The sequence below is a fragment of the Pseudoalteromonas sp. BSi20480 genome (assembly GCF_000241365.1).
Classification (GTDB): Bacteria; Pseudomonadota; Gammaproteobacteria; order Enterobacterales; family Alteromonadaceae; genus Pseudoalteromonas; species Pseudoalteromonas marina.
In genome coordinates this window covers 1-14,996 of the sequence record NZ_BADX01000024.1, presented here as the reverse complement: position 1 = coordinate 14,996, position 14,996 = coordinate 1, and the positions used below count along the sequence as shown (strand labels likewise).

Annotated in this window: 13 protein-coding genes; 5 read left to right on the top strand and 8 right to left on the bottom strand. The window is 39.9% G+C overall.

Going from position 1 to position 14,996, the window contains the following annotated elements; translation table 11 throughout:
• From tatC to P20480_RS15045, 7 genes are all read right to left on the bottom strand, one after another.
• Nucleotides 1-741: a twin-arginine translocase subunit TatC gene (gene tatC / locus P20480_RS15015; protein WP_006793859.1), complete on the bottom strand. Its 741-nt coding sequence runs from the start codon at nt 739-741 to the stop codon at nt 1-3.
• Nucleotides 742-789: 48 nt separating this feature from the next.
• A complete protein-coding gene (gene tatB / locus P20480_RS15020) occupies nt 790-1,122 on the bottom strand; it encodes a Sec-independent protein translocase protein TatB (RefSeq protein ID WP_006793860.1) in 333 nt (110 codons plus the stop codon).
• Between the two features lie 5 nt (nt 1,123-1,127).
• Entirely contained in the window at nt 1,128-1,364 is a 237-nt protein-coding gene (tatA, locus tag P20480_RS15025; protein ID WP_008127151.1) for a Sec-independent protein translocase subunit TatA, read from the bottom strand.
• 88 nt (nt 1,365-1,452) lie between these two features.
• Nucleotides 1,453-3,054 carry a ubiquinone biosynthesis regulatory protein kinase UbiB gene (gene ubiB, locus P20480_RS15030; RefSeq protein WP_008127149.1) on the bottom strand — a complete coding sequence of 534 codons (1,602 nt, stop codon included), beginning with the start codon at nt 3,052-3,054 and terminating at the stop codon, nt 1,453-1,455.
• A gap of 9 nt (nt 3,055-3,063) precedes the next feature.
• On the bottom strand, nt 3,064-3,738 hold the full coding sequence (locus tag P20480_RS15035) for a ubiquinone biosynthesis accessory factor UbiJ (protein ID WP_008127147.1): 675 nt from the start codon (nt 3,736-3,738) through the stop codon (nt 3,064-3,066).
• 11 nt (nt 3,739-3,749) lie between these two features.
• A complete protein-coding gene (ubiE, locus tag P20480_RS15040; RefSeq protein WP_006793864.1) occupies nt 3,750-4,505 on the bottom strand; it encodes a bifunctional demethylmenaquinone methyltransferase/2-methoxy-6-polyprenyl-1,4-benzoquinol methylase UbiE in 756 nt (251 codons plus the stop codon).
• 83 nt (nt 4,506-4,588) lie between these two features.
• Nucleotides 4,589-5,575, bottom strand: coding sequence for a GGDEF domain-containing protein (locus P20480_RS15045; protein WP_006793865.1), 987 nt, complete (start codon nt 5,573-5,575; stop codon nt 4,589-4,591).
• A gap of 534 nt (nt 5,576-6,109) precedes the next feature.
• On the opposite strand from P20480_RS15045, the gene P20480_RS15050 reads away from it, so the two are divergent.
• The 5 genes from P20480_RS15050 to P20480_RS15070 all read left to right on the top strand — a co-directional run bounded on the left by P20480_RS15050 (nt 6,110) and on the right by P20480_RS15070 (nt 12,926).
• Nucleotides 6,110-7,891, top strand: coding sequence for a DUF885 domain-containing protein (locus P20480_RS15050; RefSeq protein WP_008127142.1), 1,782 nt, complete (start codon nt 6,110-6,112; stop codon nt 7,889-7,891).
• Between the two features lie 87 nt (nt 7,892-7,978).
• On the top strand, nt 7,979-9,460 hold the full coding sequence (locus tag P20480_RS15055; protein WP_006793867.1) for an FMN-binding glutamate synthase family protein: 1,482 nt from the start codon (nt 7,979-7,981) through the stop codon (nt 9,458-9,460).
• 70 nt (nt 9,461-9,530) lie between these two features.
• A complete protein-coding gene (locus tag P20480_RS15060) occupies nt 9,531-10,673 on the top strand; it encodes a methionine aminotransferase (RefSeq protein ID WP_086007392.1) in 1,143 nt (380 codons plus the stop codon).
• Entirely contained in the window at nt 10,661-11,434 is a 774-nt protein-coding gene (locus P20480_RS15065; RefSeq protein WP_008127140.1) for an amidohydrolase, read from the top strand. The genes P20480_RS15060 and P20480_RS15065 overlap by 13 nt, the downstream gene beginning before the upstream one ends.
• A gap of 76 nt (nt 11,435-11,510) precedes the next feature.
• Entirely contained in the window at nt 11,511-12,926 is a 1,416-nt protein-coding gene (locus tag P20480_RS15070; protein ID WP_008127139.1) for a mannose-1-phosphate guanylyltransferase/mannose-6-phosphate isomerase, read from the top strand.
• 28 nt (nt 12,927-12,954) lie between these two features.
• Here the strand turns inward: P20480_RS15070 and P20480_RS17605 are convergent.
• Nucleotides 12,955-14,996: ATP-binding protein (locus tag P20480_RS17605; protein WP_033024983.1), on the bottom strand; the 2,042-nt coding region annotated here is incomplete at its 5' end.

The window sequence follows — 14,996 nt, the reverse complement described above, 5'->3', positions numbered from 1 at the left end:
TTATTCCTCAACTTCTTCTCGTGGTTTAGCGGTGTAAAATTTCGCTAAAATTAAACCTAATTCAAACAAAAGCAACATCGGAAATGCTAATAATGTCTGCGATAAAACATCGGGCGGCGTTAAAAACATCGCCACAACAAAAACACCCACCACAATATAAGGGCGCTTTTCTTTTAAGCTCGTTGTTGTCGTTGCACCACTCCAGCACAAAAGCATAATAGCAACTGGAATTTCAAATGCGACGCCAAACGCGAAAAACAGCTTTAATACAAACCCTAAATAACTACTTATATCTGGCGCTAGGGTCATCATTTCAGGCCCCGTATTGGTGAAAAAACCTAAAATAATGGGTAGCACTACAAAATAGCAAAATGCGATACCGCCATAAAATAGTAAAATACTGGAAGCAAGAATAGGCATCAGCATTTTCTTTTCATGCTGATATAATCCCGGCGCTATGAACCCCCAAATTTGATGCAATATCCAAGGTATAGACGCAAATAATGCAACAAATAAAGTCAGCTTAAATGGGGCAAAGAAGGGGGCAGTGACATCGGTTGCAATCATGGTTGCAGTGCTTGGCAAATGAGAGACTAACGGCTGTGCAACAAACGCGTATATATCGTTTGCAAAATACACTATTGCAATAAAAATAACTAAAATACTCAACAGTGATTTTATAAGCCTGTCACGCAGCTCTATTAAATGAGCTACAAACCCCGATTTTACTTCCTCAACCATTTTTATTTATACCATTTAGTAAGTTGACCATAGAAAGGTAAATTAAATTCACTTTTTTTCATCAATTTGTTGGTTAGGTTCTGATTCTTGTGGCTGTTTTTTATAGCTGTGAGTCACTGATTCTGCAGCCTGTTTTAGCTCACTTAATGAGCTTTGTAATTCAGGGCTTAAGTCTTGTAGGTTTTGTTGCTCAGCTTTTTTTAGGTTTTCGTGGAGCTCGTGTACGCGCAATTCTTCACTCACTTCAGCTTTAACTGAGTTAGCAAGAGATTTAACAGTTTTGATCCAGCGACTAACCGTTCTTATTGCAACGGGTAAACGTTCAGGCCCTAATACAACAAGCCCTACAATAAAAACAACAACTAGCTCCCACATGCCCATGTTAATTAAGCCTTATCGGTGTCTTTTGTTTTTTCAGTATCAGTCGTCGTTTTTTGTGACGTTTGAATTTGTTCAGGGGAGTCTGTTTCAGTTGGTTTTTCATCCGACATTGCTTTTTTAAACCCCTTAACAGCACCGCCTAAGTCACCCCCCATGCCGCGTAATTTTTTAGTACCAAAAAGAAGTACAATGATTGCCAAAACAATCAATAATTGCCAAATACTAATGCCGCCCAATCCCATGGTTCTCTCCAAATAATAAAATAATAAAATGATTAAATGTATATTTTAAATACTAATTATACGCCCTAAACCGTAAATAGCACTTTGTTTATGTGTGTCGCCATGCCGCAATAAAACACGCGGCGGAACAGGTTGCTGTAACGCCCGCAGCAATTAAATCATGTTGCAAATAACACAGTGCAGACACTACCAAAGTAGCACTCCCCAACAAGCTAAGCACTAACGCTTTATGAGAAGCTGGCTTTACAACTGCGTGGGTGCGCACTGGGCGCTTTAAGTTTTGATAAATCAAGTCAGGTAACTCAGGCATTTTTTCTGCCCAGAATGGTAGGTTTGCATACATTTGTTTTAAGACAGATAACGGCCCTACTTGTTCTTTAACCCACTGCTCTAAGAAGGGTTTAGCCGTTTTCCATAAATCTAGTTGAGGATAAAGCTGTCTTCCCAGCCCTTCAACATAGAGTAATGTTTTTTGAAGTAGTACTAATTGTGGTTGCACCTGCATATTAAATCGACGCGCGGTGTTAAATAAATTTACCAGTACATGCCCAAATGATATTTCAGCAAGTGGCTTATTAAAAATAGGTTCGCAAACAGTGCGAATAGCAAATTCAAACTCTTCGATACTGGTATCTTCAGGAACCCAGCCAGAGTCAACATGCAGTTGGGCTACTTGGCGATAGTCGCGATTAAAAAAGGCGATAAAGTTTTCTGCTAAATAGCGCTTATCTTCTTTGCTTAAGGTACCAACAATACCGCAATCAATACCAATATATTTAGGATTTTCGGGATGCTCGCGAGATACAAAAATATTACCGGGATGCATGTCTGCATGAAAAAAACTATCTCTGAATACTTGTGTAAAAAACACTTCTACTCCACGTTCTGCAAGCAATTTCATATTTGTATTTTGCGCTATTAACGACTCGGTATCTGACACGGGTATACCGTAAATACGCTCCATCACTAACACGTTGCTTCGGCTGTAATCACTGTAAACAGTAGGGATATAGAGTGCATCTGAATCATCAAAATTACGTTTTAATTGAATGCCATTGGCACCTTCACGCATTAGGTCTAATTCATCAAGCAGTGTTTTTTTATACTCTTTTACTACTTCAACAGGGCGCAAGCGTTTTGATTCGTTATGAACATTAGCAAGCACCTGAGCAAGCTTTTCCATTAATGCTAAGTCTGCATTTATTTGTTCATGGATGTTTGGGCGAATTACTTTAATAACAACATCTTGCTCAATATTATCGTTGTCAACTAGTGTTGCAGTATGCACTTGTGCTATTGATGCAGATGCCAATGGCGTTTGTGAAAATTCACTAAACAGCTCGCTAATGTCATTAATATCGAGTGCATTTTCTATAATTTGTTGCGCCAATTCACCTTCAAAAGGCTGAACTTGGTCTTGCAAAAAGGCAAGCTCTTGCGCGATATCGTGAGGAAGTAGATCGCGACGTGTTGACAGCATTTGGCCAAATTTAATCCATACAGGTCCTAGCTCTTGTAATGCTAAACGTAAGCGCAGTCCTGCAGGTTTTTCTTTATGCTGATTTCGTAGCCAAAATAAACACCCCCTGGCAATTTTTGCAAACCAAGGTGTTTTACTTTTAGGCACTAATTCGTCTAAACCATAGCTAAGTAATGTTTTAGTGATGTAATACAATCGTGAAGAAGACACAAAAAGTCCTTAGCGTGTTTTGGCGCTTAATAAAGTGTTTATACGCTGCTCTATGGCGGCAACTTGGCCTTTTAGCTCTCGGTTTTGTTGTTTAAATTGTGCAAGCTCTAAAGGGTGAATCGTAATAGCTAGCTCGTCTTGAAATAAGCTTGTCAACGTGGTGCTTAGTTGCGCGTTAATTTTGCTACCATGGCGCTTTAGCGACATAAAATGCAAATAAAGTTGTTGAGCTGGCGCATCGCCAATATAGCTTGATAGCTGTTCGGGCCAATCTATGTCTAACCCCGAAAATGCACCGCTATATGCTTGCGCTATATTCAAGTCGCCTTGTAAATCGAGTTTATCTTGACGAATTAGCTGTGTAAGCATGGCTGGGTTTTTAAGAGCAACAAGCGTGTCTATATCGGCGCTGATCATGCAATCGCTATAATCGCTGTTGTCAGCGGCATAAAGGTGTAATTTTTCGTCAGCAAAAACAACCTGTATGGTTTGTTGCCAGTCTCTAACTTCAACAAGTAAACGCTGTTGTTTTACCGTGTTTAGCTTTTGGGCAACGTTAGGGTCGAGTTTAAGTGCTTGATTTAAAATGCGCTCAACAAGCGAAAGTACAAAGTTAGGTAGCATCAAAAAGGTCGATGTATCTGTATTATCACTGTTTTTTTCAGATGCTTGATCAAGCGCCATGACTCTGTGCCTTAATATTTAAAACCACGGTGAAGGGCAACAATTCCGCCTGTTAGGTTTTGATACGTTGTTTGTTCAAACCCAGCTTCATCCATCATAGCTTTAAGCGTATCTTGGTCTGGGTGCATACGAATTGACTCTGCTAAATATTGATAAGATTCACTGTCGTTAGCAACTAGCTTGCCCATTGTTGGCAATAAATTGAACGAGTAAAAATCATACGCTTTGCTAAGTGCTTCGTGTTTTGGCTTAGAAAACTCTAATACTAACAAACGACCACCTGGCTTTAGTATGCGATACATTGAGCGCAGCGCCTTGTCTTTGTCGGTTACATTACGTAAACCGAAGGCGATGGTGATCACATCAAAGCTGTTATCTGGAAATGGCAGCATTTCAGCATTCATTTGTACGTAGTCAATATTGCCTACAAGGCCTAAATTATGAAGCTTTTCACGACCTACTTTGAGCATAGATGAGTTAATATCGCCCAAAACCACTTGGCCAGTTTCACCGACCAGTTGACTAAATTTTGCAGTTAAATCGCCTGTACCACCGGCTAAGTCAAGAACATGATGGCCTTTACGCACGCCTGAACTGGCTATAGTTTGACGTTTCCATAAACGGTGGACACCAAAAGACATTAAATCATTCATTACATCGTACTTAGCCGCAACAGAGTGAAATACATCTGCAACCATTGATGCTTTTTCGTTTTCAGCAACGGTTTTGTAGCCAAAGTGCGTGGTCTTTTCTGGGGTCTCGTTCATGATTAATCTCTATCGTGGCAATAAGCACTAGTGTACTTTATTGTGCACCGAAGGTGCAATTTGAATATGATTTATCAGGTGTTTTATTGGCCGGCGGTAAAACTACTTTGGCCAAGAGAGCGGGCTTTAAATGCCGCATGGGACGCTTTTTTAGCCAGTTGGTTAAAGTCTTCTTTTTGCTGATGCTGAGCGATTCCAAGCGATAAGTTAATGCTGGGCAGTTTTGCGCCACTTTTTGAGCTTACAAAACGCAGTTTTTCTACACCTTTACGAACTTTTTCAGCAATGAGAATCGCTGTTTCTGGATCAATGTCAGCTAATAAAACAGTGAACTGATCTTTAGCGGTACGCCCCGGTAAACCACTTTGCATTACATACTTTTGAACTTGTTTAGCCACTTTATTTAAAATCACTTCACCAATAATATCGCCAAAGTTATCAACAAAATGCGCTAAATTATCTATTTGAATGGCAATGGCACAAATAGACTTGTCTTGAGTCGCCCATAATTCAGTTTGTTGGGTTAAGTAATGGCGTTTAAATAAGCCGGTTTGACTATCTATAATGTGTTGCTTACGAAGTTGAGAAAGTTGTTTTTGTGTTCTTTCGTGTAGTTTTTTTGCTCTCGTTAGCTCTTGCTTAAACTTTTTATGTTGAGCGAGTAACTCAGCAGTTTGCTTATCAAGTTTGTTAAGTGCTTGGCGGCTTTGTTCTATATTGTTTTCGTCAAGCGAATGAACACATTCACTCACTTGATCTGCAAAGCGACTGATTTGTTTTTCTGTATTTTGCGCATTGTTAGACAATGAAGTAATAACGCCGTCTACGTTTTGAATCATCGACACTTGCGTATTGTGTCCGACATTTAAAAATTCAAAGTAAAGTTGCTCTATTAATACGCCATCAATGTTTTCATCGGTAGAAATAGCGCGATCTAATGTTTTATTTAATTTTAAATTTGCTTGGCTAACGTAGGTGTAAACAACTTGAAAGTTCAGGGGCGTTGGCGGCAATGCATAGCGTTCTAAGAACATACACACTTGAGTCATTTTCTCTTGAGCAATAGCCATGGAATCATGGAACATCATTATTTAATACCAACTAAGTACGCATCAATGCTTAATTTATAATTTCATTCCATGAGTCGATTGTGCTTCCAAGCTTTTTTATTATTTTTTATTACTGTATTCGTTATAACTGCTATTAAAAAGCAAAAATAGGGCCAAGGGAACTTAAATTTTACTTTAGTCGCTTAATAGCTGCTTTTCTCATCAATTAGGCTTGTTTTTAGCTCATTTAATAGGATTGATCGTTTAATAAATACTTTTTAAAACTGTACTTTTAGAGTCGATTTTTATTTAAAACTTCATCTTACAGTGGTGGTTTTAGTATTAAGGTAAAGGCACGTTATAAAGTGTGGCTATTGCAAATGAGCCTGATAGCGCAGTGTAATAACTATATGCTGCTACCATAGCTTGTGCCCTTTTATTGAATAAGCTTTAAGCCTGGAAGGGCGTTATCATCTACGATACTTGTCTCATTTACTTGCTATTTACTGAGTCTGCGATAGCTTTGTGAAATTCATTATCTGACTAAATTTTATTATGACGAATAATTTATTACTTAAGCCAATCCGCAATACACTTATCAGCATAACGCTTTTATGTACTTTAAGTGCCTGTCAAACCACAAACTATAACGCCGATAGTCAGTTTACAGCGGTTGCAGATAGCATTGTTGATTACCGACAAAGTTCCAGCCCTTACGGCAACATTGAGGGTGTTAATGGTTATTTGTTAGCGAATCTATCGCCTGAGTTTTTAGAGCAGCAATACAATAAAAAAACTCAGTTCTTGGCTGAGCTAGACGCCTTAGATGCAGCGTCCCTGAGTGATGAAAACCAAATAAACTTCAGTATTATTCGCGCTCAAGTACAAAACAGCGTTGACGAGTATGTATTTAATGCTCATTACATGCCGCTAACTTCTGAGTACGGTTTTCATTCTGGCTTATCGTATATTGTAAACAGCAGCCAATATAAAACACTGCAAAATTATCAAACCTATTTAGCACGTTTGGCTCAGGTCCCTCGCTTTTTTGAACAAAATATTTATTGGATGAAAAAAGGTCTTGAAACAGGTTTAACGCAACCTAAAGCGGTGCTTGAAGGGTACGAAGAATCAATATCAGCCTATATAGTTGAGGATGTTACAACGTCTGAATTTTATAAACCTTTTTTAAAAAATAACGCAGGCTTGCCAGAGAGTGAGTTTAAATCACTTCAGCAGCAGGCGCAGTCTGTAATAAAAGATAAAGTAATTGAATCATATAAAAATTATTTAGCTTTTTTTACACAGGAGTATCGCCCCGGTGCGCGCACTTCGATAGGTATTTCAAATACGCCAAACGGCGAATCGTTTTATAAAAATAGAGCTAAATATTACACCACTACCGAGATGACCCCTAAAGAGATACACGAGCTGGGGTTAAAAGAAGTTGCACGCATTCGCGGCGAAATGGAAGCCATTATAAAAGAAGTCGAGTTTGAGGGAACATTTGCAGAGTTCATTCACTTTTTACGAACCGATCCGCAATTTTATGCAACCACACCGGAGGAGCTACTTAAAGAGGCAGCATATATAGCAAAAAAAATGGACGCACAACTGCCTAAGCTGTTTCATACCTTGCCTCGTAAACCGTATGGTGTTGCGCCGGTACCCGCGAGCATAGCGCCCAAATACACAACGGGTCGCTACTCAGGGTCAAATAGAGATGATGAGGCGGGCTATTATTGGGTGAATACGTACGCACTTGATAAACGCCCACTGTATGTATTAGAAGCGCTCACTTTGCACGAAGCGGTACCGGGTCATCATTTACAAATATCATTAAATGCAGAATTAGAAACCTTGCCACGTTATCGTCGAGATGCGTATTTATCGGCATTCGGTGAAGGTTGGGGGCTTTACTCTGAGTACTTAGGTATTGAAGCGGGCTTTTATCAAAGTCCATATAGCCGATTTGGTCGTTTAACTTACGAAATGTGGCGAGCTGCTCGTTTAGTGGTAGACACCGGTATGCACATGTATGGTTGGAGCAGAGAGCGCGCTATGCAGTTTATGAGCGAAAATACAGCGTTGTCGTTACACAATGTGAAAACCGAAACCGACCGCTATATAACTTGGCCTGGCCAAGCACTGTCATACAAAATTGGCGAGCTTACGATTAAACGTTTACGTAAAGAGGCTGAGCAAGCACTTGGGCAAAGCTTCGATATTAGGGAGTTCCACCATCAGGTATTACGCCATGGCTCTGTCCCTTTATCAGTTTTAGAGGCGCAAGTACGTTTATATATTAATGAAGAGTTAGCCAAACAGAAGAGTTAACTTACAAATGGTTAATTCTTGAATGCATAAAAGTGTTATGTCATTTTGGATATAGCACTTTTTTATTTTTACAGCAGCGGATCACCAATGAACAACTTTATAATGTTTAGTATTGACGTATTTGCGAGTCTATTTATTGTTTTTTTAGGCTTATTAGTTTTAATTGTGGCTGTTTTTTATATCCGCGATGTTACACAAACAAAGCATGCAATTAGGCGAAATTACCCTGTAATTGGACGCTTTAGGTATTTTTTTGAACGTCAAGGCGAGTTTTTTAGACAATACTTTTTTGCCCTCGACAGGGAAGAAATGCCTTTTAATCGTGCCGAACGTAGTTGGGTTTATCGCGCTGCAAAAAATGTAGACCGTACCGCGGCATTTGGATCTACACAAAGCTTAGAGGTCACAGGTACAGTAATGTTTATGAACTGCGCCTTCCCTACGCTTGATGAAGAAGCGCTTGCGCCAAGTGAAGTAACGCTTGGTCCCTATTGCCAAACACCTTATTCAACCAATTCTTTATTTAATGTATCGGGAATGAGCTTTGGTGCGCTATCTAAGCCCGCTGTGCGTGCTCTTTCTAAAGGGGCAAAGCTCGCTGGCTGTTGGATGAACACGGGTGAGGGGGGCTTGAGCCCTTATCATCTTGAAGGTGGCGCAGATTTAGTTTTTCAAATTGGTACTGCTAAATACGGGGTACGTGATGAAAATGGCCAGCTCAGTATCGAAAAACTCAAACAGATTGCAGCACACGAGCAGGTTAAAATGTTTGAGCTTAAAATGAGTCAAGGTGCTAAACCCGGTAAGGGAGGCATGCTTCCTGGGCGCAAAGTGAATGCTGAAATAGCAAAAATACGCGGTATTCCTGAGGGCGAAGATTCTATTAGTCCCAATGGGCACCCTGAAATTAAAAACCCCAGTGATATTCTCGATATGATTGCGACGGTACGAAATACCACAGGTAAACCAACTGGCTTTAAGGCTGTTATTGGTGCGTATGGCTGGTTAGAAACCTTATTTGCTGAAATAAATCACCGTGGTATTGAGTCGGCTCCTGATTTTATTACCATTGATAGTGCTGACGGTGGAACCGGCGCTGCTCCTCAGCCCTTAATGGATTCTGTGGGATTACCACTTCGTGAAAGTTTACCGCTAGTCGTCAATATGCTTGAAAAACACGGACTGCGTGATCGCGTTAAAATCATTGTTTCGGGTAAGCTTATTGTGCCTTCTAAGGTTGCTTGGGCGTTAGCGCTTGGGGCCGATTTTGTTGTGTCGGCTCGCGGACATATGTTTGCATTAGGGTGTATTCAAGCAATGCAATGTAACAAAGATTCTTGCCCTACCGGTATTACTACTCATAACGAACGCTTGCAGCGCGGTTTAAACGTTGCGGATAAAGCGCAGCGAGTGGCTAACTACAATAAGTATATTCACTATGGCGCGGGGCTTATTGCTCACTCATGCGGTGTAACAAGTGCACGAGAGCTTAAACGCGAACATGTGCGTATAGTTCAAGAAAGTGGCCTTTCGGAGCCATTAGATAAAATTTACGAAAATTATAAGTAGGTTAAAATAAACAGATGTAATAGGTGCGTGTTTATTTTGAGTGGTTCCAAAAATGAAGTAAGGAAAGCGTGTGTTGAATAGTAAATTACCTGACGTTGGTGTGAGTATATTTAGCCAAATGAGTGAACTGGCGAATCAGTTCTCTGCAATTAACCTTTCGCAGGGGTTTCCTGAGTTCGACACACCAAACTTTTTAAAAAGTCAGATTACTCATTATGTTCAACATGGTGTTAATCAATATTCTCCTTCAAGTGGTGTACCTAAATTACAGCAGCAAATTGCAAGTTTGATACAAAAAAAATACGCTACAGAGCTTAATGCTGCAAAGCAAATAACCATCACATCGGGGGCAACCGAAGCTCTTTTTGTTGCCATTCAAACAATAGTTCGCCCAAACGACGAAGTCATCGTATTTGACCCAGCTTATGACGCTTATAAACCCGCGATTGAGCTTGCAGGCGGGAGGTCCGTACATATTGCATTAAAGGCCCCCGACTATACGATTAACTGGCGTAAGGTAGAGCAAAAAATTACAAAGCATACCCGCGCTATTGTTATAAACACGCCTCATAATCCAACCGCTAAAGTGATAACTCAGCAAGACATTACAGAGCTTAAAAGGTTGGTTGGTACTTACAAGCTATATATTGTAAGCGATGAGGTGTATGAGCATATTGCATTTGATGGGCAACCACATTTAAGTGTATTACGAGATAAAGAACTGTTAGCTCAAAGTTTTGTTATTGCGAGCTTTGGTAAAACATTTCATTGTACAGGTTGGAAAATGGGTTATTGCATTGCCCCTGAACATTTAGCGAGCGAGTTTAGAAAAATTCATCAATATGTGACCTTTTCTAGCTTCACACCTGCTCAGCATGCATTGGCCGACATGTTAGAACAACAAAGCGAGCATGTAGATTCGCTCAGTGATTTTTATAAACAAAAGCGCGATTTACTTATACGTCATTTACTCGGCAGTCGATTTACAGTTTTACCAAGCCAAGGAACCTACTTTTTATTGTTAGATTATAGTGATGTATCTGATTTAAACGATGTTGAATTTTGCCATTGGCTAGTTGAGCAAGCAGGTGTTGCGGCAATACCTTTAAGTGTTTTTTATCAAACGCCACCGGGTGATAAAGTTATCCGCTTATGTTTTGCAAAAAATGATGAAACCCTAAAAGAGGCAGCCCATATTTTATGTCAACTTTAACGCTTACATTATTACAAAGCTCTCTTCACTGGCTTGATAAAAGCGCTAATTTAGCGATGCTTGACAAGCAGCTCGAGGCGCTAACAGAAAAGCCTGACCTTATTTTATTACCTGAAACATTTGCCACTGGTTTTGCTATAAACCTTGACTGCGCGGAGCCAGAAAATGGCCTAGTGCTTACGTGGTTAAAACAACAAGCAAAAAAACATAATGCAGTGATTGCTGGGTCGGTGCTGGTGGCGCAAGGTAATAAAAAAGCCAACCGCTTTTATTGGGTAAAAGCATGCGGTGAAGTGAGCTATTACGATAAGCGCCATCTATTTCGCTTAGGTAATGAGGGAGCCTATGTTATCGCCGGTAAAGAGCGAAAAGTGTTTGAAGTTAATGGTTTTAAACTACTGCCTCAAGTTTGCTATGACCTGCGTTTTCCGGTGTTTCAGCGCAATAAAAATGACTACGACATAATGGTAAATGTAGCAAATTGGCCAGCGGTGCGACGCCCCGTTTGGGATACATTATTGGCAGCTCGTGCAATAGAAAATTTATGTTATGTGGTAGGGGTTAACCGTATAGGCGACGATGGCAATGGTGTTGCTCACAATGGTGGCACTGCAGTTTATAATTTTAAGGGAGAGGCATTAGCTAAGGCGGCCGATAACAAAGAGCAGTTAGTAACAGTGACACTTGAAAAAAAACATTTAGAGACCTTTAAAGCGGCTTTCCCTGCTTATTTAGATGCTGATACGTTTACTCTGACTTAAATCATCTTCACATAGCACTAAACATATTAAGTGTTAAAATAGACGCTATTACATTGATTGGCGGCTAATTAGCAATATGAACACTTTAATCACTCCTGTTATTTTAGCTGGTGGTATTGGCTCTAGGTTGTGGCCTTTGTCGCGCCAAGCAATGCCTAAGCAATTTTTGCCACTATTGAATAATGAAAACTCATTATTGCAAAATACATTAAGTCGCGTCTCTGGGGCTGAGTTTTCACAGCCAATTTTAGTGTGTAATGAACAGCACCGGTTTATTGCTAAAGAGCAAAGTAGTGCAGCTAATGTGTTTGGGTTGATATTAGAGCCTACAGGTAAAAATACGGCTCCTGCTATTGCACTTGCTGCCCATTACGCAATTCAAAGTGGGCTTAAAGGTCCTATGTTGGTGATGCCTGCTGATCATCATATAAAGGATTTTTCTCCGCTAACATCACAAATAAACGATGCTGTAACACTGGCAGAGCAAGGAAAGTTGGTTACTTTTTCAATTACACCTTCAATGGCTCACACAGGGTTTGGGTATATAAAGCAAGGCAGTAAAATTTCAGGCTCAAACTGTTTTGAGGTCGCTGAATTTAAAGAAAAGCCAAATTTAGCCAACGCTGAGCGTTACATAGCTGAAGGGGGGTATAGCTGGAATAGTGGGATGTTTTTATTTACACCACAAGCCTATTTAGATGAGTTAGAACGCTTCGCACCAAAAATTGCGCACAGCGTGAAGATGGCTTCTCATTTTTCACATGACTTAGGTTTTACTAGGCCCGATAGTAAACCGCTTGAGTTTTGCCCCAGTGATTCAATTGATTACGCTATTTTAGAGCGTAGTAATAATGTTGCTGTTATGTCTGTAGCACTTAAATGGAATGATGTGGGCAGCTTTAGTGCGCTTGCTAGCCTGAGCAAAAAAGATAGTTATGGCAACAACAAAAGCGAAAACCATACTGCACAAAACAGTACCAATAATTTTGTTATAACTGAAAACGACCATACGGTGGCTACGCTTGGCGTAAGTGATTTAGCTATTATCCACACCCACGATGCCACACTGGTTGCCGATAAAAATAAGCTCGATGGCTTACCTTTATTACTTAAACAATTAGCACTGAGCCAAAGCGATAAACTCAACCACCATCAGGTTGTGTATCGTCCATGGGGTAACTACCGCACTTTGGTTGAAGGTAGTGGTTTTAAAGTTAAAAAAATAACCGTTAATAGCGGTGCTAAACTTTCGACGCAGCGCCATCAGCATCGTGCAGAGCATTGGGTTGTTGTATCTGGGGTGGCAGATGTGCGCATTGATGACCAAGTATTAACACTCACCCAAGATCAATCTTGTTATATTGCCGCTAAACAACTGCATAGCTTAGCGAATAACCAGCAAGTGCCGTTAATTGTTATTGAGGTACAAACGGGTGTCATACTTGATGAAAATGACATTGAGCGATTTAATGATATATACGGAAGGTATTAAGCTGTTTTACTTTTAAAAGTAAACCGCCTTAGCCTAATTCACTACGCACAAACTTTAAGTATTTCTCAAGGCTGCGTTGCCAAAGGTCAAGTGCCTCATCAAGCATGCCGTTATGAGGCTTATTGTCGAGTAGGCGGCGCTCAATTTTTTTAAGTTCCATGCCGTAACGATTAAACCCTAATTGCAATGCAGTACTTGCTTGGCGGTGTAAAAGTTTAATGCACTGTTCAGGATGCTGGTCTATTAAGTCTTGGCAGCGTATCAGCTTATTACGAGCAGAGAGTACAAACTCATTATAAATAGACGATACCTCATCCTCACTAAACGAGCTGGCGAGTGTTTCAATAGCTGTCTTATCGTACAGAGTATCTATAAGTTCTACCGCAATATTAGTGGTTTGATTTGATTGAGAATCGCTTAATGCCTGGCGCAGTTTTTGGTGTTTAATTGGCTTACCAACAATGTCTTTTATACCCAACGCTAAGTACTCTTTAACTTCATCAGGGCTTAAACTCGCAGTAAAAGCGAGTACTGGTGTACGCTGGTTTTTGTGATCAAGGCGTTTAAGGCGTTTAAGAACTTCTTGGCCTGTTAAATCGGGTAGATTCATATCAAGTAAGACGACGTCAAAATGATGAGCTTGCATTAACTCAATGGCACTTTTACCGTCTTTAGCGAGCTTAATTTTGTGTTCGTCGTCGGCCATAAACTCAATAGCAATTTTTTGGTTTAGGTCTAAATCTTCCACCAAAAGAACATCAAGCCCTGTTAAATAATCTTTTGTTTGATGGCGTTGCTCTACAAGGCTTAACTCACCCAGCGCAAAAGTAATCGTAAAGCTAAATACACTACCAGTGCCCAGTTGACTAGAAATTTCAAGGCGGCTACCGAGTTTTTCTAATAAGCGACTGGTAATTGCAAGTCCAAGACCGGTGCCGCCCTTTTCCTTGCCTGCACTACTTTGTACATAAGGCTCTGTTAAGTAGGCGATTTCTTCATTTTCGATACCTGGGCCTGAATCTTTAACACTCACTTTTATAGTGTGTTCTAGTTGTTTTTCTAAAACTAAATCAACTTGAATTTTTACTACGCCACGGTCAGTAAATTTAATAGCATTACCAACTAAGTTAATAATTATTTGTCGAAGCTTTTGTTGGTCACAGTAGTAGCATGCTTGTTCAGGAATATTACATATAAGCTCAAATTTAAGCTGTTTTTGTTCTGCTAATGGGCTAAGCAATAAGCATAAGTTATTTAGCCATGTTTTAAATTCAATATCTTCTTCATAAAGGGCTTCGTCACTTTGGTCTAGACTCGCATATTCAAGTACTTTATCGACCAGTAGGTTTAGTGATTCGGCAGAATTAATAATTGCTTCGCAATAGGCTTTACTATGCGTATCGCTTGTTTGGTTCATGACCAATTGTGCACTACCTAAAATACCATTGAGTGGTGTACGTATTTCGTGACTAATAGTCGATAAAAATAGCCCTCGTATTTCTAAATCTTTCTGCGCTTTATCGGCGAGCGTATTGAGGTGATGCTCTCGGCGTTCATTACATAACAGTGCCATACCAGCGGCATAGAACATAGGTGCTATGATGCCATTTAAAAATAATACAGTGCTAAACCAACTGCTTGAGACGAGATCTTTTTGCTCAATTTCATTCATAAAAATTGAACGCGCAATAAAGGCTAACACCACGAGTGTTAAAATTGTAATGTATACAATACTGCCGTTGGGGTAAGGTTTACGAGCGTACTTTATAAATATAAACAGTAAAAACAAGGCTTCTGAAATATGTTGTAGGTCGGATGCGATAACACGACCAGCTAAAGAGGGATCAAAAAAACTATAATAACCAAATACCATTGCACTAAATGCGGTCACTGAACAAAGAAGCTTAAATCCAGGTCCGCGATAATCTAAAAATTGACTAATAGCAAAACAGTGCACAATAGAGGCTGCAAACATTAAGCTACACGCTGCATTTATAACAAGTAAGTTATGTGAGCTACTTACAAGCGCAAATGCAACGACAGCACATAGCATCAATACTGGATAAAAAA

Coding starts and splice junctions, on each gene's coding strand:
- P20480_RS15055 (WP_006793867.1), top strand. CDS start 7,979: ATGAACAACTTTATAATGTTTAGTATTGACGTATTTGCGAGTCTATTT.
- P20480_RS15035 (WP_008127147.1), bottom strand. CDS start 3,738: ATGGCGCTTGATCAAGCATCTGAAAAAAACAGTGATAATACAGATACA.
- tatB (WP_006793860.1), bottom strand. CDS start 1,122: ATGGGCATGTGGGAGCTAGTTGTTGTTTTTATTGTAGGGCTTGTTGTA.
- P20480_RS15070 (WP_008127139.1), top strand. CDS start 11,511: ATGAACACTTTAATCACTCCTGTTATTTTAGCTGGTGGTATTGGCTCT.
- P20480_RS15065 (WP_008127140.1), top strand. CDS start 10,661: ATGTCAACTTTAACGCTTACATTATTACAAAGCTCTCTTCACTGGCTT.
- P20480_RS15045 (WP_006793865.1), bottom strand. CDS start 5,575: ATGGCTATTGCTCAAGAGAAAATGACTCAAGTGTGTATGTTCTTAGAA.
- P20480_RS15050 (WP_008127142.1), top strand. CDS start 6,110: ATGACGAATAATTTATTACTTAAGCCAATCCGCAATACACTTATCAGC.
- tatA (WP_008127151.1), bottom strand. CDS start 1,364: ATGGGATTGGGCGGCATTAGTATTTGGCAATTATTGATTGTTTTGGCA.
- tatC (WP_006793859.1), bottom strand. CDS start 741: ATGGTTGAGGAAGTAAAATCGGGGTTTGTAGCTCATTTAATAGAGCTG.
- ubiE (WP_006793864.1), bottom strand. CDS start 4,505: ATGAACGAGACCCCAGAAAAGACCACGCACTTTGGCTACAAAACCGTT.